At 54.9% G+C, this 19,593-nt stretch carries 21 protein-coding genes; 12 read left to right on the forward strand and 9 right to left on the reverse strand.

What is annotated here, in order from left to right; translation table 11 throughout:
• Positions 1 to 58: 58 nt before the first annotated feature.
• Together FCL49_RS07065 and FCL49_RS07070 are read right to left on the reverse strand one after the other, a co-directional pair.
• Positions 59 to 1,006: an isoaspartyl peptidase/L-asparaginase family protein gene (locus tag FCL49_RS07065; RefSeq protein ID WP_174352957.1), complete on the reverse strand. Its 948-nt coding sequence runs from the start codon at positions 1,004 to 1,006 to the stop codon at positions 59 to 61.
• A gap of 345 nt (positions 1,007 to 1,351) precedes the next feature.
• Positions 1,352 to 1,888: a DUF924 family protein gene (locus FCL49_RS07070; protein ID WP_135315789.1), complete on the reverse strand. Its 537-nt coding sequence runs from the start codon at positions 1,886 to 1,888 to the stop codon at positions 1,352 to 1,354.
• A gap of 94 nt (positions 1,889 to 1,982) precedes the next feature.
• Between FCL49_RS07070 and moeA the strand changes: the two genes are divergently transcribed.
• Entirely contained in the window at positions 1,983 to 3,221 is a 1,239-nt protein-coding gene (gene moeA, locus FCL49_RS07075) for a molybdopterin molybdotransferase MoeA (RefSeq protein WP_174352958.1), read from the forward strand.
• Between the two features lie 2 nt (positions 3,222 to 3,223).
• Positions 3,224 to 3,979 carry a molybdopterin-synthase adenylyltransferase MoeB gene (gene moeB / locus FCL49_RS07080; protein ID WP_174352959.1) on the forward strand — a complete coding sequence of 252 codons (756 nt, stop codon included), beginning with the start codon at positions 3,224 to 3,226 and terminating at the stop codon, positions 3,977 to 3,979.
• Between the two features lie 89 nt (positions 3,980 to 4,068).
• On the opposite strand, the gene FCL49_RS07085 is transcribed toward moeB, so the two are convergent.
• The 3 genes from FCL49_RS07085 to cynR all read right to left on the reverse strand — a co-directional run bounded on the left by FCL49_RS07085 (position 4,069) and on the right by cynR (position 7,196).
• On the reverse strand, positions 4,069 to 5,661 hold the full coding sequence (locus FCL49_RS07085; RefSeq protein WP_026142274.1) for an ABC-F family ATPase: 1,593 nt from the start codon (positions 5,659 to 5,661) through the stop codon (positions 4,069 to 4,071).
• 191 nt (positions 5,662 to 5,852) lie between these two features.
• Positions 5,853 to 6,269 carry an MchS3 family protein gene (gene mchS3, locus FCL49_RS07090; RefSeq protein ID WP_174352960.1) on the reverse strand — a complete coding sequence of 139 codons (417 nt, stop codon included), beginning with the start codon at positions 6,267 to 6,269 and terminating at the stop codon, positions 5,853 to 5,855.
• Between the two features lie 24 nt (positions 6,270 to 6,293).
• The gene (cynR, locus tag FCL49_RS07095) at positions 6,294 to 7,196 is read right to left on the reverse strand and encodes a transcriptional regulator CynR (RefSeq protein ID WP_174352961.1); all 903 of its coding nucleotides are present in this window, start codon (positions 7,194 to 7,196) and stop codon (positions 6,294 to 6,296) included.
• A gap of 114 nt (positions 7,197 to 7,310) precedes the next feature.
• Between cynR and FCL49_RS07100 the strand changes: the two genes are divergently transcribed.
• Positions 7,311 to 7,964: a carbonic anhydrase gene (locus FCL49_RS07100; protein WP_174352962.1), complete on the forward strand. Its 654-nt coding sequence runs from the start codon at positions 7,311 to 7,313 to the stop codon at positions 7,962 to 7,964.
• Positions 7,965 to 7,985: 21 nt separating this feature from the next.
• Positions 7,986 to 8,456, forward strand: a complete 471-nt coding sequence (cynS, locus tag FCL49_RS07105) for a cyanase (RefSeq protein ID WP_012005966.1) — start codon at positions 7,986 to 7,988, stop codon at positions 8,454 to 8,456.
• A gap of 56 nt (positions 8,457 to 8,512) precedes the next feature.
• On the opposite strand, the gene FCL49_RS07110 is transcribed toward cynS, so the two are convergent.
• Together FCL49_RS07110 and FCL49_RS07115 are read right to left on the reverse strand one after the other, a co-directional pair.
• The gene (locus FCL49_RS07110; protein WP_174352963.1) at positions 8,513 to 8,860 is read right to left on the reverse strand and encodes an antibiotic biosynthesis monooxygenase family protein; all 348 of its coding nucleotides are present in this window, start codon (positions 8,858 to 8,860) and stop codon (positions 8,513 to 8,515) included.
• Positions 8,857 to 9,924 carry a cytochrome P450 gene (locus tag FCL49_RS07115; RefSeq protein WP_174352964.1) on the reverse strand — a complete coding sequence of 356 codons (1,068 nt, stop codon included), beginning with the start codon at positions 9,922 to 9,924 and terminating at the stop codon, positions 8,857 to 8,859. The genes FCL49_RS07110 and FCL49_RS07115 overlap by 4 nt, the downstream gene beginning before the upstream one ends.
• A gap of 81 nt (positions 9,925 to 10,005) precedes the next feature.
• On the opposite strand from FCL49_RS07115, the gene FCL49_RS07120 reads away from it, so the two are divergent.
• The 5 genes from FCL49_RS07120 (at position 10,006) to FCL49_RS07140 (ending at position 14,110) form a co-directional block, all read left to right on the forward strand.
• On the forward strand, positions 10,006 to 10,689 hold the full coding sequence (locus FCL49_RS07120; RefSeq protein ID WP_174352965.1) for an ArsR/SmtB family transcription factor: 684 nt from the start codon (positions 10,006 to 10,008) through the stop codon (positions 10,687 to 10,689).
• 63 nt (positions 10,690 to 10,752) lie between these two features.
• Positions 10,753 to 11,460, forward strand: coding sequence for a glutathione S-transferase N-terminal domain-containing protein (locus FCL49_RS07125; protein WP_174352966.1), 708 nt, complete (start codon positions 10,753 to 10,755; stop codon positions 11,458 to 11,460).
• Positions 11,461 to 11,603: 143 nt separating this feature from the next.
• On the forward strand, positions 11,604 to 13,031 hold the full coding sequence (gene phoA, locus FCL49_RS07130) for an alkaline phosphatase (RefSeq protein ID WP_174352967.1): 1,428 nt from the start codon (positions 11,604 to 11,606) through the stop codon (positions 13,029 to 13,031).
• A 127-nt stretch (positions 13,032 to 13,158) separates the two neighbouring features.
• Positions 13,159 to 13,542, forward strand: coding sequence for a hypothetical protein (locus tag FCL49_RS07135; RefSeq protein ID WP_174352968.1), 384 nt, complete (start codon positions 13,159 to 13,161; stop codon positions 13,540 to 13,542).
• Positions 13,543 to 13,552: 10 nt separating this feature from the next.
• On the forward strand, positions 13,553 to 14,110 hold the full coding sequence (locus FCL49_RS07140) for a GNAT family N-acetyltransferase (RefSeq protein ID WP_174352969.1): 558 nt from the start codon (positions 13,553 to 13,555) through the stop codon (positions 14,108 to 14,110).
• A gap of 11 nt (positions 14,111 to 14,121) precedes the next feature.
• Here the strand turns inward: FCL49_RS07140 and FCL49_RS07145 are convergent, their stop codons facing one another.
• A complete protein-coding gene (locus FCL49_RS07145; protein WP_254611009.1) occupies positions 14,122 to 14,748 on the reverse strand; it encodes a TetR/AcrR family transcriptional regulator in 627 nt (208 codons plus the stop codon).
• 93 nt (positions 14,749 to 14,841) lie between these two features.
• On the opposite strand from FCL49_RS07145, the gene FCL49_RS07150 reads away from it, so the two are divergent.
• From FCL49_RS07150 to FCL49_RS07160, 3 genes are all read left to right on the forward strand, one after another.
• A complete protein-coding gene (locus tag FCL49_RS07150) occupies positions 14,842 to 15,681 on the forward strand; it encodes an NmrA family NAD(P)-binding protein (protein ID WP_174352970.1) in 840 nt (279 codons plus the stop codon).
• A gap of 433 nt (positions 15,682 to 16,114) precedes the next feature.
• On the forward strand, positions 16,115 to 17,692 hold the full coding sequence (gene mqo, locus FCL49_RS07155; RefSeq protein ID WP_174352971.1) for a malate dehydrogenase (quinone): 1,578 nt from the start codon (positions 16,115 to 16,117) through the stop codon (positions 17,690 to 17,692).
• A gap of 342 nt (positions 17,693 to 18,034) precedes the next feature.
• The gene (locus FCL49_RS07160; protein WP_174352972.1) at positions 18,035 to 18,493 is read left to right on the forward strand and encodes a helix-turn-helix domain-containing protein; all 459 of its coding nucleotides are present in this window, start codon (positions 18,035 to 18,037) and stop codon (positions 18,491 to 18,493) included.
• A gap of 57 nt (positions 18,494 to 18,550) precedes the next feature.
• Here FCL49_RS07160 and FCL49_RS07165 read toward each other — a convergent pair whose 3' ends face one another.
• Positions 18,551 to 19,591, reverse strand: coding sequence for a fimbrial protein (locus FCL49_RS07165; protein ID WP_174352973.1), 1,041 nt, complete (start codon positions 19,589 to 19,591; stop codon positions 18,551 to 18,553).
• Positions 19,592 to 19,593 lie beyond the last annotated feature (2 nt).

A 19,593-nucleotide genomic window follows, 5' to 3' on the forward strand; every position in this document is an offset into this window, starting at 1 on the left:
CTTACTAAAGTAAGCGCCTGGGGATGAGCGAGCTGGCCGCCTAGCTGCAACTTGAAAGCTATAGGGTATAAATCCCTACGGACGGCGCATCGCCGACATAACCAAAACCGCGGTACATCCCTTCACTGTTAAACGGCAGCGCCACGTTGCCCTGACTGTCGATGGCAATCATGCCGCCGCTGCCGCCCATCGCCAGCAGTTTTTCCATGACCACCCGGTCGGTGGCCTGCTGCAGGCTGAGACCGGCGTATTCCATCAGCGCGGAAACGTCATAGGCCGACACGCCACGCATGAATATTTCGCCGGTACCGGTGCTGGACACCGCCACGGTGGCATTGTTGGCATAACAACCGGCGCCGATGATCGGGGTATCCCCCACCCGACCGGCCTGTTTGTTGGTCATGCCACCGGTCGAGGTCGCCGCCGCCAAATTGCCCAAAGCATCCAGCGCCACCGCGCCGACGGTACCGAACTTCCTGTCGGGATCGATCGGCTCAGCGCCATCGTGATCGAGCAATACTCGGCCCTGCTCCGCCTGGGCGCGGTGCAGTTGGTCAAAACGTTGTTGGGTAAAGAAGAAATCGGGGGCAACCATTTCCAGCCCATGGGCGGCGGCGAACTTCTCCGCCCCCTCACCGGCGAACAGCACATGCTGGCTATTTTCCAGCACCGCGCGTGCGGCCAGTATCGGGTTGCGTATCCGGCTGACGCCCGCTACCGCACCGGCATCACAGGTGCGCCCGTCCATCACGCAGGCGTCCAGCTCATGGGTACCCTGATGAGTAAACACCGAGCCTTTGCCGGCATTAAACAACGGGCACTCCTCCAGCAAGCGCACGGCTTCGGTCACCGCATCCAATGCATTGCCGCCCTGGGCCAGGATCTGCTGACCTGCGGCAACAATGCCGGATAACGCCTGGATATACTCCTGTTCCTTTTCCGCACTCAGCGCCGAGCGGGTAATTGCGCCCGCGCCGCCATGAATGGCAATCACTGGTTTGCTCATAGGCCTGACACCCTGTGTTAATCCCGCACCGTTCCCGGGCTGGTAATTAATTATTTTTTCTTTTCCCGACTATATTTAGCCCTGCATTCTATGTAAAGCATTAAGTCAACGCTCAGCATTCAGCGTAGTCCGCTTAGATTATTTCGCACATTGAAATAGCTTAATGGAATAAAAACAGCAAGTTATAACAGTGCAAGAAAGCCATAAATAACGGTTGGGATTTTTGGTAAAAGCAGCGAGGAGATAGACAACTATTATCCTGAGAAATAACCGATAGCTCTGAATATTTAACCGTCACAGGTTCAACCTGCTGTTTTTTAGCAGGCTGAACGCAGATGATAATATTTAGAAACCGGAACCCGGCAGCAACAGAAATGCCTCTTCTTCCGGGGTTGAGACGCGGCCTAATATCGCATTACGGTGCGGGTAGCGGCCAAAACGGTCAATAATGGCCTTATGCCGCAGTTCGAACTCCAACTGGTCACCATTATCCAACTCGGTATACAACGCCAGCGCCTGCTGATGGATCAGCGCCGATTCCGAGTGCATAAACGGCAAATAGAGAAAACCCCGTTGTTCCTTGCTGAGTTGCTCACATTGCCCGCTGCGGATCGCTTCTTGTGCCAACACCAGCGCCATGCAATCGCTGGCAAATGAACGCGGCGTGCCACGGAACAGGTTGCGGCTGAACTGGTCGAGCACAATCACCTCCGCCAGACGCCCCTCAATGGTTTCTCGCCAGTGCGCCAACTCCCCGGCGGCGGCGGCCTGCCAGATCTGGCCAAAGCGCGTATGCAGCAGGCGATCGAAATCATCATCCTTTTTGAACCACAAAGCCGGTTCGATCTCGTCAAACCAAAAGTCTAATACCTGTCTGTGCATCACTGCCTCCTGTTGTTTACATCAGCATAGCATCCTTCATAATACCCCCACATTGCCGCTATTTATCGCGCACCCTGATTACGGAGTTCCCCCGATGGATCATTGCCATACTTCCGATCTCATTTCCCTGGAGCAGGCACTGGAGAAGATGCTCAGCCAGCTCTCCCCCCTGCAGCAGACCGAATCCATTGCCCTGACCGCCGCCGCAGGCCGCATTACCGCCGCCCCGGTCATTTCGCCGATTGACGTACCGCCGTTTGCCAATTCGGCTATGGACGGTTATGCCGTGCGCCTGGCGGATTTGCAAGCCAACGCGCCGTTGCCGGTGGCGGGCAAAGCCTTTGCCGGTGCGCCGTTTGATGGCGACTGGCCGGCCAATACCTGCGTACGCATTATGACCGGCGCTCCTGTCCCTGTAGGCGCCGAAGCGGTGATCATGCAGGAACAGGCCGAGGTAAGTGATGCAGGCGTGCGCTTTACGGCCGAAGTACAAGCCGGGCAAAATATTCGTCTGGCAGGGGAAGATATTCGCCAGGGCGCAGGCGTGTTGCCCGCAGGCGTCAGGCTGGGTGCCGCGCAATTGCCGCTGCTGGCCTCGCTCGGCGTGGCCGAAGTCCAGGTGATGCGCAAACTGAAAGTCGCGGTGTTCTCTACCGGCGACGAGTTACAACCGGTCGGCCAGCCGTTACAGGCAGGGCAAATCTACGATACCAATCGCTTTGCGGTGCGCCTGATGCTGGAACAGTTGGGCTGCGAGGTGATAGACCTGGGCATTATCCGCGACAATCAAGAAGCGCTGCGCGCCGCTTTCGAGCAGGCGGACAGTCAGGCCGACGTGGTGATCAGCAGCGGTGGCGTTTCGGTCGGTGAAGCCGACTACACCAAGCAGATGCTCGATGAACTGGGTGAAGTCAGCTTCTGGAAGCTGGCAATCAAACCGGGTAAGCCCTTTGCCTTCGGCAAACTGAAACACGCCTGGTTCTGCGGTCTGCCGGGCAACCCGGTTTCTGCCGCCCTGACCTTCTACCAGTTGGTGCAGCCGTTACTGGCAAAACTGGCCGGTCACAGCGACTGGCAGTTGCCACCGCGTCTGCAAGCACGCGCCTTGACGCCGTTGAAGAAAGCGCCGGGCCGTCTCGACTTCCAGCGCGGGGTATTTAGCAGTAATGCCCAGGGCGAGTTGGAAGTCAGCAGCACCGGTCATCAGGGCTCGCACGTGTTCAGTTCATTCAGCCAGGGTAACTGTTTTATCGTACTGGAGCGCGATCGCGGCTCGGTGGCGGTGGGTGAAAAAGTGGAAATTGAACCCTTTAACGCCCTGCTGAGGAGCTAAGCATGCTGCCGGAATTAACCGATGCCGAAGCATTGCGCTATAACCGCCAGATTATCCTGCGCGGTTTCGACTTCGACGGTCAGGAAAAGCTGAAAGCCGCACGGGTGCTGATTGTCGGCCTGGGCGGTTTGGGTTGCGCCGCCGCGCCCTATTTGGCTGCGGCAGGGGTGGGTCATCTGACGCTGGTTGATTTCGACACCGTTTCGCTCTCCAACCTGCAACGCCAGATCCTGCACCGCGACGCACGCATTGGCATGGCGAAGGTTGATTCGGCGCGTACCGAGCTGAGCGCCATCAATCCGCATATCCATATTGATGCCGTTGACGGACAACTGGACGATGAACAGATGGCGGCACAGATTGCCGCCAACGATCTGGTGCTGGACTGTACCGACAACGTGGCCACACGCGATCGGCTCAATCGCCTGTGCCATGCGCAGCGCAAACCACTGGTGTCCGGCGCGGCGATCCGTATGGAAGGGCAACTGAGCGTCTTCACCTACCAGGCCGACGAACCTTGCTACCGCTGCCTGAGCCGGTTATTCGGCGACAACGCCCTGACCTGCGTCGAGGCCGGTGTGATGGCACCGCTGGTGGGCACCATCGGCACTCTGCAGGCTATCGAGGCCATCAAACTGTTGACGCAATACGGCCAGCCGCTCACCGGCAAACTGCTGATGTTTGATGCGATGACCATGCAGTTCCGTGAGATGAAACTGCCGAAGGATCCGCTGTGCGAGGTATGTGGCGGGGAATAGCAGACACAAAAAAGGCGGGAATATTCGCTCCCGCCCTCTATATCACTGGCTATCTTGCAGGCGCCGCATGCAGCGCCCCTACCGGATAGTTAGACGATGCCCTGGCTACGCAGATAGTCTTCGTAGTTGCCGGTAAAGTCGATCACCTTGGTCGGTGTCATTTCCAGTACGCGGGTCGCCAACGAGCTGACGAACTCACGGTCGTGGGAAACGAAGATCAGGGTGCCTTCGTACATTTCCAACGCCATGTTCAGCGACTCGATGGATTCCATATCCAGGTGGTTGGTCGGTTCATCCATAATCAGGATGTTAGGACGCTGCATCATCAGCTTGCCGAACAACATGCGGCCCTTCTCCCCCCCCGACAACACCTTCACTTTCTTCTTGATGTCGTCCTGGCTGAACAGTAAACGGCCCAGCACGCTGCGAACTGCCTGCTCGTCGTCTTTTTCCTGCTTCCACTGGCTCATCCAGTCGAATACCGTCAGGGTGTCATCGAACTCGTATTCGTGATCCTGCGCGTAGTAACCGATCTTCGCGTTTTCAGACCATTTCACGCTGCCGCTGTCCGGTTGTGCATCGCCAACCAGGGTTTTCAGCAGGGTAGACTTACCAACACCGTTCGGGCCCAGCACCGCCACTTTCTCGCCCACTTCAACCATCAGGTTGAGCTTGCTGAACAGGGGACCGTTGTCGAAGCCTTTGGTCAGTGCTTCCACTTCCAGTGCGTTACGGAACAGTTTTTTGTCCTGATCGAAACGGATGAACGGGTTCTGACGGCTTGAAGCCTTCACTTCTTCCAGCTGGATTTTGTCGATCTGGCGGGCACGTGAAGTCGCCTGTTTGGATTTGGAGGCGTTGGCGCTGAAGCGGCTGACGAACGACTGCAGTTCGTTAATTTGTGCCTTCTTCTTGGCGTTATCCGCCATCAGACGTTCACGCGATTGCGTAGCCGCCGTCATGTATTCATCGTAGTTACCCGGATACACGCGCAGTTCGCCGTAGTCCAGATCCGCCATGTGAGTACACACCATGTTCAGGAAGTGACGGTCGTGCGAAATGATAACCATAGTGCTGTTACGCTCGTTCAGCACCTGCTCCAGCCAGCGAATGGTATCGATGTCCAGGTTGTTGGTGGGTTCGTCGAGCAGCAGGATTTCCGGATCGGAGAACAGTGCCTGCGCCAGCAACACGCGCAGTTTGAAGCCCGGCGCGATTTCGCTCATCGGGCCATAGTGCTGTTCAACCGGGATGCCAACACCGAGCAGCAGCTCGCCGGCACGCGCTTCGGCGGTGTAACCGTCCATTTCGCCGTAAGCCACTTCCAGATCGGCCACTTTATAGCCGTCTTCTTCGCTCATTTCGGCCATAGCGTAAATACGGTCACGCTCTTCTTTCACTGCCCACAGTTCATGGTGGCCCATGATAACGGTGTCCAGCACGCTGTATTGCTCAAAAGCAAACTGATCCTGACGCAGTTTACCCAGACGCTCGTTCGGATCGAGGAACACGTTGCCGCCGCTCGGGACCAGATCGCCGCCCAGGATTTTCATAAAGGTGGATTTGCCGCAGCCGTTGGCTCCGATCAAACCATAGCGGTTACCGCCACCAAATTTTACAGAGATGTTTTCAAACAGCGGCTTACTGCCAAACTGCATAGTAATGTTGTTAGTGCTTAACACAGCGCTCGCTCTTCATATCATTAGGAATGTGATTTGGCGCGCATTATGCCATAACGGGGATAAGAGATCGCGGGAAGTTTTGGTGACAATTTGAGCAATGGTGCGGTGGCAGAAAAAGCCAGACAGTGCGCGGTGTCTTGAGGCCGGAGGCAGTAAATCCCCTCCGGCGGATTGAGGGGGAATGAATACGCTCACCAGCAGCCATGTTTTAAGATATTGAAATAAACCTCTTTAAACTTTTCTGACCTTAAAACATCCCCTTTCAATACCGAAACCTGTTTATCCCACTCTTGGGTAAAATCGGCTTCGCCGTCGTTGTTATTCAGCTTTTTTAAGCCACAGGCGGCATAAAGTTTCGCTTCTGGCGTGGCCTGCGGATTTTTGGCAATACGCAAGAAAATGGCTCCCGCATCCTGATAGGTTAGGATTTTTATTAACTCGGTTTCGCCTACGCTGCCGATACCAACAAACCCATTCATTCCCAAAGAGAAATTGTTAACCCTGGATAAAACATTTTCTGTCTCTTCACTGCTTTGTTCAGCGGTGTAAGCGTTGAGGGAACAGAAAGAAACAACAAGCAAAGTCACAACGCGAAAAATCATTTTCATCAAAGTCTCCCTATTCAACCGGTTTTATACCGGGTTGGAATGTGCCGACATCAAATCCTGCTGATGTAAAACCGCTACAAACGCCTGCGATGCCGCGCTGCGGTAAGCGCTTTTACGTTGCAGTAATACCGCCCGACGCGCCGGCAGAGCGGCGACAAGTGGTACCGATCGCAACTGCGGATCCGCCTGGGCAATCGCCGCCGGTAGAATGGTGGCAAGCTGACCACGGCGCACAATCTCGAGGATAGCACCAATCGCATTAGCCTCTACCGCCACCAGTGGGCAGATGCTCTGCTGGCGACAATAACCGTCGATGAACTGACGGGTAGCAAAATCTTCGCTCAGCAAAGCCAGGGGTTGCCGCTCAAGCTCCGCCGCCGTCAAAGGGTGTTGCCGTTGGGCCAAAAGATGGTCGGCGCCAACCACCATATTCAACGATTCACTAAACAGGTCTGTGGCCTCAATGTCTACCGACTGCGCCTGGCCGAAAGCAATGCCCAAATCCAACCGGTCCTCTGCCAGCAACGCCTCTATTCTGTCCTGCGTCATTTCTTGAATACTCAGCGATATGCCCGGATAACGCCGATAAAAGGCATCGATAACCGGGCCAACCAGATAGGCGCTAAAGGTCGGCGTCATTGCCAACCTCAGATTGCCACGCTCCAGCGTCGCCACGTCATGGATCGCCCGCGCTCCTTCATCCAGATCCTGCAACGCCAGGCGGGCATAGCGCATCCAGGCCGCACCGGCATCGGTCAGACGCACGGTACGGCCACTGCGATCCAACAACGGCGTACCCAGCGTTTCCTCCAGCTGTTTGATTTGCTGTGACAGCGTGGGCTGCGAGACGTGCAGCACTTCGGCAGCGCGGGTGAAATTGCCCTGCTCGGCAACGGCCAGAAAATAACGAATATGTCGCAACAGCATAGTGCCCCTACTATTAGTAATTCCTATGGTAATCATTATAAATGGGTCTTAGACCCTATAGCCAGAGCGGCGCAAGATACTTCCATCGCTTAACAGCACCCAGATGGAGACAGTATGAAAGAGGTTATTGAAGGTTTCTTGAAGTTCCAGCGCGAGGCGTTTGTCGAACGCACGGCACTGTTCCAGCGGCTGGCGACCCAGCAGAGCCCGCGCACCCTGTTTATCTCCTGTTCCGACAGCCGCCTGGTGCCGGAACTGATTACCCAGCGCGAACCGGGCGACCTGTTCGTGATCCGTAATGCCGGCAATATCGTGCCTTCGTTCGGCCCGGAACCCGGTGGGGTCTCCGCCTCGGTGGAATATGCCGTCGCCGCGCTCGGGGTGGAAGATATCGTGATCTGCGGGCATTCCGACTGTGGCGCAATGACCGCCATCGCCACCTGCCAGTGTCTGGAACATATGCCGACCGTGGCTAACTGGCTGCGTTATGCCGACTCCGCCAAGGCAGTCAATCAGGCTTATCAGCATGCCTCCGAAAACGAGAAAGTCAGTTCGATGGTGCGTGAGAACGTCATCGCCCAGTTGAACAATATCAAAACCCACCCGTCGGTGGCTTTGGCGCTTGAACAAGGGCGGTTGAAGCTGCACGGTTGGGTATATGACATCGCCAGCGGCGGCATTGAAGCGCTGGATGGCGAAACCCGCCGTTTTATTCCGCTGGCCACGAATCCTGAAGTCACGGCAACTCCTGCCGTAGCACGCTTTTAATTTCATTATTAAGGAAACAATATGACTCAGTCACTGCACTACTCATCCCCGCGCGAAACCCTGACCGACACCATTATGATGGCCAAGATCCGCAAAAACCTGACCTTCGAAGCGATTAACCAGGGCACCGGCCTGAGCCTGGCGTTCGTCACCGCCGCCCTGCTGGGCCAGCATCCGCTGCCGGAACAGGCCGCCCGCGTGGTAGCTGAGAAGTTGGATCTGGATGAAGACGCCATTCGCCTGCTGCAAACCATTCCGCTGCGCGGCAGCATCCCCGGCGGCGTACCGACCGACCCGACCATTTATCGCTTCTACGAAATGGTACAGATCTACGGCTCCACGCTGAAAGCCCTGGTGCATGAGCAGTTTGGCGACGGCATTATCAGCGCGATTAACTTCAAACTGGATATCAAAAAAGTGCCGGATCCAGACGGTGGCGAGCGCGCGGTCATCACCCTCGACGGTAAATATCTGCCGACCAAGCCTTTCTAGTCTCCCCGCAGTTTGAGCCTCAGTACCAAGCTCTGATAGCCCGTGTAAAAGCGGGCTTAACCCGCGTGATAGCCGCGGCTGTCCTGCGGCACCTGCTCCCGCTGATCCAGCCCATAGTCGCGCACCACCTCCGCCACCCGCAGGCGGTACTGCGCCAACACGCCATGGCGGCCACGCTTCTGGGCGGCGCGGTGCTGCTCGATATTGCGCCACTGCTGTACTGCCGCTTCATCACGCCAAAAAGACAGTGACAGCAGCCGCTGCGGATCGGCCAGGCTTTGGAAGCGTTCAATCGAAATAAACCCGTCAATCTCTGCCAACAGGGGTTTCAATTCGGCCGCCAACTCAAGATAGGTTTCGCGCTGGCCGTCGGCGGCCTGCAATTCAAAAATTACCGCAATCATAGTGAGCTCCTGTCAGAGATAAATTCGGGCACCCGTGCATTTTGCGAAACCCGCCAACGGGCGTTGTGCAGCAGTTGCAGATCAATACCCAATGCCGATAAATGCTGAATGCCGCACCGCGCAATAATTCTCGCCCAATCCGCCCCCGGGCAGCGATGTACACCCTCACCAAAAGCAAAACTTTCGGCCCCCGTACACAACAACACCAAAACGCTCTGCCCAGCCAATATCGGGTATCCCGCCACCTGCGTATCTCGTAGCGCAAAACGGCGGGTATTCTGAATCGAGGGCGTCTCAGACAAGACTTTATCAATCAGTTGCGGCGCATTTCCCGCATGGTTGCGCATCAGCAGCAAAGCCTGGCCGATTAAGCCGGCAGTGCCCTCACACGCCTGAAACATCAAGCCAATGGCATTGGCCATTGCTACCTGACGATCAAGACCTTGCATCGCGCATAAATGCTGCAAACTCAGCCATAACGGGCCACTACAACCCTCAATACGTGCCGTTAAACGCCCCACGGCCAGGATCCCTTTTTCCACCTGCTGCTCACTACCACCTGGCGCAATGCAACGGGAAAAATCCAGAATATCATCGATTAATTCTGACCACTCATCCGCAGGAACACCCAGCAGTGAAGCGATAACGCACACCGGCAGAGCATAGTTAAAACGGGTGATCTGATTTGCGTCAGGCGGTACCAAAGGCATCAATTCTTGCGCTACAGTCAATGCGGTGTTCTCGATCCGCGCCGCATCAAAAGCAGCTAACGTCTGCAGGACAGCCGCTTTGAGTTTGAGATGTTGTTCACCATCCTGCATACGTACCAGAGCACCGAAAATAGGCTGTGCAGGCGTATTCAACAACGCAGCAGGAATAGGTTCATGTGCTGGGCGCACCTCAAAATCGCTACTGTGCAAAATCTCACGGACTGCCGCCGGGGAGGCCGCGACCCAACTCTGCAAACTCGGCTGAAATGCCATCGGCATCATCTGCATATAGTCAGCGAGTGGATCTTCAGAAGTAACGGCAGCAAGAGCACGGGAATAGGGACAAACCGTCATGATGTTCTCCGTTGAACTGGACCAGTGTGAAAATCCATCCTAACGCTGGCCCTGCAGTCATACTTCGTCTAATCTCGAAGTATGGATAACATCGATATTGAAGATCTCCTTACCGCGCTGACCGCCGCCATTGCCGACCGTACGCGGGCACGCATGCTGTGCCTGCTGATGGATGGCCGCGCCTATACCGCCACCGAATTGAGCGCGGCGGTGGACGTCGCCGCCTCGACCGCCAGCGGGCATCTGGCGCGCCTGCAAGAACAGCGGTTGATCGTCTGCGTCAAACAAGGGCGCTATCGCTATTTCCGCCTGACCGGCCCGGCGGTGGCTACCGCGCTGGAAACGCTGATGGCGCTGGCCGGTGTCGAAACGCCGGTGGTGAAAAGCACTACTCCGACTTCCCTGCAATTCGCCCGCACCTGTTACGACCATATGGCCGGAGAAATCGCGGTAAAACTGCATGACCGCCTGCACCAGCTTGCCTGGCTGGAAGGCGAAGAAGACTACCTGTTGACTCAAGCGGGCCACACCGCGTTAACCCGGTTAGGCATCGACTGCTCTGCGGCACGTTCACGGCGGCGTTTCGCCTGCGGCTGTCTGGACTGGAGCGAACGCAAGGCCCACCTTGGCGGCGCACTGGGTGCGGCTGTGCTCAATACTTTTATCGATCGCGGTTGGCTCAGGCGCCAGCTTGAAAGCCGTGAGCTACAACTCACCGCCGCCGGTAAAAAAGCGCTGACAGCACATTTTGGTCTCACGCTTTAACCCTGCGCCGCGTTAGCTTTGCTGCAATACTCAATAGGCAAACCGTCAACCCGAGGACTCGTCATGCTCGACCAAACCCAATTCCCGATCGTCAAACGCTGGCCCGCGCAGCACCCGGAAAGACTGCAACTTTACTCATTGCCTACGCCCAACGGGGTCAAGGTCTCCATCATGCTGGAAGAAATCGGTCTGGCTTATGAGCCGCACCTGATCGATATCGGCAACAACGAAACCTGGACGCCCGAGTTTCTGTCGCTAAACCCAAACGGCAAGATCCCCTCGATCATCGATCCTAACGGCCCGGATGGTAAGCCGCTGGCGCTGTTTGAATCCGGCGCTATCCTGCTGTACCTGGCGGAAAAAAGCGGCAAGTTCCTGCCGCAGGATCCCGCTCTGCGCTACGAAACCATCCAGTGGGTGTTTTTCCAGATGGCGGCGGTAGGCCCGATGTTCGGTCAGCTCGGCTTCTTCCATAAATTCGCCGGTCGCGAATATGAGGATAAACGCCCGCTGGAACGCTATAAAAATGAATCCAAGCGCCTGCTCGGCGTGCTGGAAACCCGGCTTGAAGGCCGTGACTGGATCATGGGCCAGGATTACAGCATCGCCGACATTTCATTGCTGGGCTGGGTCCGTAACCTGATTGGCTTTTACGAAGCCCGTGAGTTGGTCGAGTTCGATAGCTTCCCGCTGGTAGGACAATGGCTGGAGCGCGGTCTGGCCCGTCCGGCAGTACAACGCGGCCTGAATATTCCCGCCCGCAGCGAATAATGGATCGCCTGGGATAGCCACTCGGCTATCCTTTTTCTTTCCCCCATTTACCGTCATAAAACTGTCATACCTCTGCACTACCCTCCTTCGTAACAAATTGATGCCAATTATAATTTTGTATTTCGACAAGGAGCTTTCCCCCTATGCAGCAGTCCCTTTCCCTGATCGCCGGTGCCGTGTTATCCGCCTTGCTCTGTTCCGCCGCCTTCGCCGATGAAACCCCGGTCAATACCGCCAGCCTTTACGAACGTGCGGCACGCGGCAACATCGTGGAACCCGGTGGCGCCCGCCGTCTGAGTGGCGATCAAACTGCCGCGTTGAAGGCTTCGCTGTCTGACAAAACGGTCAAAAACGTGATTTTGCTGATCGGTGATGGCATGGGCGATTCGGAAATCACCTCGGCACGCAACTACGCCGAAGGTGCGGGCGGCTATTTTAAAGGTATCGATGCCCTGCCGCTGACCGGTCAATACACCCATTACTCGCTGGACAAGAAAACCCACAAACCGAATTACGTCACCGACTCCGCCGCTTCGGCGACCGCCTGGTCAAGCGGTGTAAAAACCTATAACGGCGCACTGGGTGTGGACGTCAACGGCAAAGACCAGCCGACGCTGCTGGAAATCGCCAAGACCGCGGGTAAAGCCACCGGCAATGTGTCCACTGCCGAGCTGCAGGACGCCACACCGGCGGCACAAATTTCCCATGTCACCTCACGTAAATGTTACGGCCCGGAAGAAACCAGCGAAAAATGCGCCACCCACGCGCTGGAAAATGGCGGCCATGGATCCATCAGCGAGCAGTTGCTGAAGGCTCGCGCCGACGTCACGCTCGGCGGTGGGGCAAAATCCTTTAATCAGCTGGCAAAAAGCGGCGAATGGCAGGGAAAATCACTAAAAGAACAGGCGGCCGCTCTGGGCTATCAGTGGGTTGAAAACCTTGATGCCCTGAACGCCGTCAGCGTAGCCAACCAGCAGAAACCGCTGCTCGGGCTGTTTGCTGCCGGCAATATGCCGGTTCGCTGGCTGGGGCCGAAAGCCACTTATCACGGCAATATCGACCAGCCGGCGGTGACCTGCGAGAATAATCCGGCACGCACTGCGGATATCCCGACGCTGGCAGCCATGACTGAAAAAGCCATCGACCTGCTGAAAACCAATCAAAACGGTTTCTTCCTGCAGATTGAAGGCGCGTCGATCGACAAACAGGATCATGCTGCCAACCCGTGCGGCCAGTTTGGCGAGACCGTGGATTTGGATGAAGCGGTACAGAAAGCCTTGGCATTCGCCCGCGCGGATGGCAACACCCTGGTGATCGTCACCGCAGACCACGCCCACTCCAGCCAGATTATCGCCACCGACGCCAAGGCCCCAGGCCTGACGCAAACGCTGACCACCAAAGATGGCGCGCCGATGACCATCAGCTACGGCAATTCAGAAGAAGATTCGCAAGGGCACACGGGTACTCAATTGCGGGTCGCGGCTTACGGCCCCCATGCTGCCAACGTGGTTGGCCTGACCGATCAAACGGATCTGTTCTATACCCTGCGCGACGCCATGGCGATTAAGTAAGCTAATAATCGGAGACCCAAACGCTGTTCATCGCCTGGAGTGCAGGGATGAATAGCGTTTTTACCCTTTATAAACAACAGGCAACTGTTATATTGAAGAACACTTTCGCTTTCGAGAAGGACTCTTCATGGCGTTATTCCGCTTGGTTATACTCATCAGTTCGCTGTTTGTTGCAGCTTCCCCCCTGGCCGCTTCGCCGATACAATTCCGTCTTGATTCTGCCTGTGATTTCAGTCAGTTAAGTATCAAGCTTAAAGACTCGCTTAATCCCGGCTTCGTGCAGCTAAACGTCGAACTGCAACCGCAGGCAGCACAACGGCTGGCGGCAATCACTACCAGCGACAACTTCGGCAAAACATTCATCACAGTGATCAACGGTATTCAGGTAAATAGCGCCACGCTACGCAGTGAGTTAAAGGTTACTGCGCTTAGCATTTCGACCGATGGCCCAACCGCACAAAAGCTGTTTCCCAGCCTGTTGAAAAACCAGTGTGAGCCGACCAAAAAATAAGGATCTGCTTTTGAATTTGATAACCCTGCCCTTGACCACCGAACGTCTGCAACTGCGCCAGTTTACGCCTGCCGATCTCGAAGCTTATGCGGATTATCATCGCTTGCCGGAGGTCTATCGTTATCTGTACGCCCCCACACCGGACGATGCGCAGTTGGCCTCCCTGTTTACCCAGGCGATGGCTTCGCGCTTCAGTGAGGACGGCGACATTCTTTATTGTGCCGTTACCTTGAAAGATAGCGGGAAACTGATCGGTGAAGTGTTGCTGAAACTGGCCAACGGCGCAGCATTGCAAGGGGAGATTGGCTACATTTTCAACCCGGCTTATTCAGGAAAAGGCTATGCCGCGGAAGCCGTAAAATCGGTACTGGATCGCGGGTTTGCCGAATCGGGTTTTCATCGCATATTTGCCCGCCTTGATGCCGCCAATCAGGGTTCGATTGGCGTGGTCGAACGTCTGGGTATGCGTAAAGAGGCGCACCTGCGGCAAAACGATCGTTTCAACGGCGAATGGGGCGACGAATTGATTTATGCCCTGCTGAATGAAGAGTGGCGTCAGGCACGCTAACCAGAGACCTTTTAACTATCCGCCAGCATCTTGGCCGCCATTTGCTTATAACTCGCTACCAAATCGCGGCCCTCATCAGGATCGGTACTCACCGCCAGTCGCATCGTCGCCTCCCCCAAATGCATCAACAGGAAAGCGGCATTTTCCACCGCCGCCGGGTCTGACTGCGGTCGTAACCGGCGTATTGTCGCTGCCAGCAATGCACCGTTCAACCGGCTTTCCGCCACTTCTTCTTCACGCAGCGTTTTGTTGGCCTGAGTCGCCGCCCAGATATCCCGCATCACCGGCTCAGCCATAAACAAGGCGTAATATTCGTCAATCAGGCAGTTAAAAGCCTCGATCAACTGCGGTAACGTCTGGACCTGAATCAAGCCTTGCTCGATGCATTCACGCGCCTCCTGGTTATAACGTTGCGCCAGCACACGCACGATAGCGCTTTTATCCGGGAAGTACTGGTACAGCGCGCCAATCGAAATGCCGGCATTTTGCGCCACTTCGCTCATCCGCATCACGTCACTGCCCTGTTGGGCTATCAGCGCAGTTGCGCAGTCCAGGATCAGCTCCACCTTCTCACGGCTACGCGTCTGGCTGGGTTTACGCCGCAGGGCGGCAATATTTTTTTGCTTATCATTCATCATGCATCGTCCTTTGAACAAAAACCGCCTTGACAATAATACGAGGGTTTATCATATTTACAAAACATGAGTAACACTCACATTTTGAGCGACACTATGAACAGCAACGAAAAGGATTCACCCATTCTGGTTTTAGGCGCTACGGGAAAAACCGGTAGCCGTGTGGCAGCACGTTTGCAACAGCGGGGCATACCGGTGCGTGCCGGGCATCGTAGTGCCGCCATCCCTTTCGACTGGCAGGACAGCACCACCTGGCAATCCGCCTTGCAGGATGTGGAAAAACTTTATCTCAGCTTTCAACCCGACCTGGCAGTTCCGGGCGCAACCGAAATCGTTGAACGCTTTTGCCGGCAGGCGGTAACTGGCGGCGTGCAAAAAATAGTGTTGCTCAGTGGGCGCGGCGAAGACGAGGCCCGTCAGGCGGAAGAAGTGGTTGAACGCAGTGGGGCGGACTGGACGATATTGCGAGCCAGTTGGTTTATGCAAAACTTCAGCGAGAGTTTTATTCTTGATGAATTACTAAACGGCGCAGTCTATTTACCACCGGGCGAGATCCCCGAACCTTTTATTGATGCGGAAGATATTGCCGATGTTGCGGTTGCCGCCCTCACCCAACCCGGCCACAGCAATACGCATTATGAATTGACCGGCCCGCGTCTGATGACCTTTGAACAGGCGATTGGCGAGATTGCCGCCGCCGCTGGGCGTGAGATCCACTATCAGCAGGTGCCGGTGGCAGATTACGTTGGATACCTGCGCGAAGCGCAACTGCCGGCAGAAATGGTCACGCTGCTTGAGTATCTGTTCAGCACGGTGCTGGACGGACGCAACGCGTCATTGACCGATGATGTCCAGCGTAGCCTTGGGCGTGCACCGCGCGATTTCAGCACTTACATCGCCGACACCCTTCCCAGCGGAGTTTGGCAAGCGCGTTAACCGGTTAATGGTCGCCCTGCACGGCGGCCATTTTCTTTTTGTTACCGAGGGCATTTGCAATTGTTCTATAAATATTGTGTGATAGCTGAATATCGTTTAAATCCGCGGCAATTAAACCCTGTAAATATAGCGGTTATATTTAAATAGAAATAACAAATGAATTATTCCTGCCTTTAATCCGCTTTTTTTAATTACAAAAGTAGTTTTTAACAATATTGCAAACAATAATATCCCCTCAGTAACCAGAGTTGAACAATCTGTCCCCAGGCAGCCTGTAATAATCCACTTTTCGTTAAAAAAATGATTAACAAAAAGACATTATCACTGCAATCCGGTTTTGCCGGGCGGGTTGATTTCACTTATTTCCAGGGTAGCTCCCGATAAATTCTTTCACCTGCAATGAGTAGAATTTACACACAAGAGATTTGAATTAATGAGAAAATTACTCGTCCTGATTTTCTGTCTGAACCTGTTTGGCGTCACGCAACAGGCCGCAGCAGAAGAGAATAAGACCGTTGATGTGGTTCTGATCGGCGGCGGCATCATGAGCGCCACTTTGGGGACTTACCTGCATGAGCTGGAGCCAAACTGGTCCATCGACATGTATGAGCGCATGAATGGCGTTGCGGAAGAAAGCTCCAACGGCTGGAATAACGCCGGTACCGGCCACTCCGCCTTCGCCGAAATGAACTACACCCCAGAAAAAAAAGACGGCAGCATTGATATCAGCAAAGCCGTGGTGGTGAACGAGTCTTTTGAAATCTCTCGTCAATTCTGGTCTTATCAGGTTAAAAATAACGTCCTGAAAGATCCAAAATCCTTTATCAACAGCGTGCCGCACATGAGCTTTGTCTGGGGTGACGATAACGTCAACTTCCTGCGCAAACGCTATGCAGCGCTGCAGCACAGCACCCTGTTCCGTGGTATGGAGTACTCAGAGGACGCCAACCAGATTAAACAGTGGGCACCGCTGGTCATGGACGGTCGCGATCCTAAGCAAAAAATTGCCGCCACCCGCATGCCGCTGGGCACCGACGTCAACTTTGGCGTGATCACCCACCAACTGGTGGATACGCTGACCAAAAATCCAAACTTCAAGCTGAACCTGAGCCATGAAGTACGCGATATCAAACGCAACGACGACAATACCTGGCGTGTAACCGTGGCCGATCTGAACCGTGACGGCAAAGAAACCACCGTTAACGCCAAGTTCGTGTTTATCGGCGCGGGCGGTGCTTCTCTGACGCTGCTGCAAAAAACCGGTATTCCTGAAGCCGAAGGCTACGGTGCCTTCCCGGTCGGCGGTCAGTTCCTGGTGACCACCAACCCGGAAATTGCCAACCAGCATCTGGCCAAGGTTTATGGTCTGGCCAGCGTAGGCTCGCCACCGATGTCGGTTCCGCACCTGGATACCCGCATGCTGGATGGCAAACGCGTCCTGCTGTTCGGGCCGTTCGCTACCTTCTCCGGCAAGTTCCTGAAAAACGGTTCACTGTTCGATCTGCTGCATTCCCTGAGCACCTCTAACCTGATGCCAATGACTCACGTCGGTCTGGATAACTTCGACCTGGTGAAATACCTGGTGGGTCAGTTGATGATGAACGACGACGACCGTTTCGCCGCGCTGAAAGAGTATTTCCCTGAAGCCAAACAAGCTGACTGGAAGCTGTGGACTGCCGGTCAACGCGTGCAAATCATCAAGAAAGACGATGACAAAGGTGGCCTGCTGCAGTTCGGTACTGAAGTGGTCAGCGCTAAAGACGGCAGCATTGCCGCCCTGCTGGGTGCATCACCGGGCGCCTCTACTGCCGCACCGATCATGCTGCACCTGATGGAAACCGTGTTCAAAGATAAAGTGGCGACGCCGGAATGGCAGAGCAAGCTGAAAGAGATCATTCCGTCCTACGGCCACAAGCTGAACGGCGATATTGAAATGACCAACAAGATCCGTGGCTACACCAGCAGCGTGTTGCAGTTGGACTATATCGAAGTGAAGCCGGAAACCAACTGATAGCCGTTTCCCTCCTCGCTTTAAGGCCGATGACAAAGAGCTTTGTTGTTTAGTGGTAGGGGCGCTGCATGCTGCGCCCTATAGCATAAGCAATGGGTTAAATCGGGTCGAACATGTTCGACCCCTACCGGTTCAGCCCTTGTGCGGGTTTGTCATCAGTCTGAAGGCCGCCTCGTGCGGCCTTTTTCATTTCTCCGCGACGGTAAGAGCACTTTTAGCCACCTTTAGCACCATAGTTAACACTTGCGTAACCCAGTGCCGCAGCCTATTATCAAAGAACAAGCTTGGATAATTACTCTTACCTACACTGACCTGAATGTCGTACTGCGGGAGAACTCAAACATGGATCGCGTCAATATCATTCACGATTTGCTGGACTGGATTGAAAATCATCTGGATCAACCCTTGCTGTTAGACAACGTGGCCGCCAAGTCAGGCTACTCCAAATGGCACTTGCAAAGGATGTTCCGCAGCACCACCGGCCACGCGCTGGGCAGCTATATCCGCGAGCGTCGTCTGTCGCAGGCGGCACAGGCGCTGCGTTCAAGCCCTCGCCCTATTCTCGATATCGCCCTGCAGTTCCATTTTGATTCCCAACCGTCATTTTCGCGCGCGTTTAAAAAACAGTTCGGCAAAACGCCGGCGGTATATCGCCGTACTACGCGCTGGGATGTCGCAGAAATGCGCCCACAGGCTATCGAGCCGCTGAACGGACATCGTCACGAGTCGCCGGGGATGAATCTATGGTATGCAGGTAAGTGTCTGGACGGGGTCTGCACCAACTGGGTTGGTCAGCACTGAGCATAAAAAAGGGGGTTCAGCCTGGATGGCTGAACCCCCTTTTTTACTTAAAGACATTTACTTAAAAGTGACGTCTATATTCGCCGAAGCGTTGAACGGCCCCACTCTCGGGTTGGTGTTCAGCCACTTCAGGCTGGCCAAAAAGTTCTTTTCAACGACGGTGCCGTTGACCAGACCCAAGTCCACCGGGCTGTTCATCATGATCGGTGTATTGGGCGTTGTCGCCTGAGACAACACGATACCAAAACCGCTGTCGCTGGTCGGCAGAATTACACTGTTGTCCTGCACCGGATAAGTAGAGCTGAAGCTGGCCTGCAAGGTTTCGCCCTTGCAATCCTGACCGGTAGTAGGATCAGACATGTTGGCCGAAACGGAGAATGGCACCTGCTTTTCGATCTTGCCGGCCACGGCATTCTGACGTGGAATAGTACCAAAGTTCACGGTTGAACCGTTGTTGGCCACCACGTTGATTTTCGGGTTGCAGGAAATAAACTGAATATTGCCCAGCCCGGAAATATAGGCGTTAAAGTTGCTGTTAGGCGTACCGTTCAAGCCACCCACACCATCCACCTGGAATACCGAATAGGCGTTGCTATCGTTTATTTTACCACCTGGTGGCGGTGCTTTTCCGGTAGCCTTGATATAAATGGCATAGGAAACCGTTACGGTCAAAGATTTGGCCGGGGGACGGCAGCTATTACCGGAAGGACGACATTCTGTACCCGGGCCAACATCTTGTTTGGCACCTTTAGTGGGTTTGATATCCACACTGTTGTAGGTCACGCCCACTTCAATCGAGTTATGGATCTGACTCATACGCGATTGCGGGTCCCAGTACAGGAAAGCATGCTCCCCTCTAGGGTTATTCCAGTCATCCACGCACTGGAAGACGGAAGTAAAGGGTTTTGAGCGCCACAGCAACGCCCCCGCAGCAGTATTGGCCGTTGATACTTTGATCACCTTATCCAACACGATGTCCTGGCGGATACTGCCATTTTGCTTACATGACAGCGCATAGCTGCTCTGCGAGAACGCCCCCAATGTGACCAACAGTCCTGCTGCCAGCCCGAGGTTTTTATGTTTTAACAAAGAAGACATAT

This window comes from Serratia proteamaculans (assembly GCF_013337185.1).
Classification (GTDB): Bacteria; Pseudomonadota; Gammaproteobacteria; order Enterobacterales; family Enterobacteriaceae; genus Serratia; species Serratia proteamaculans_D.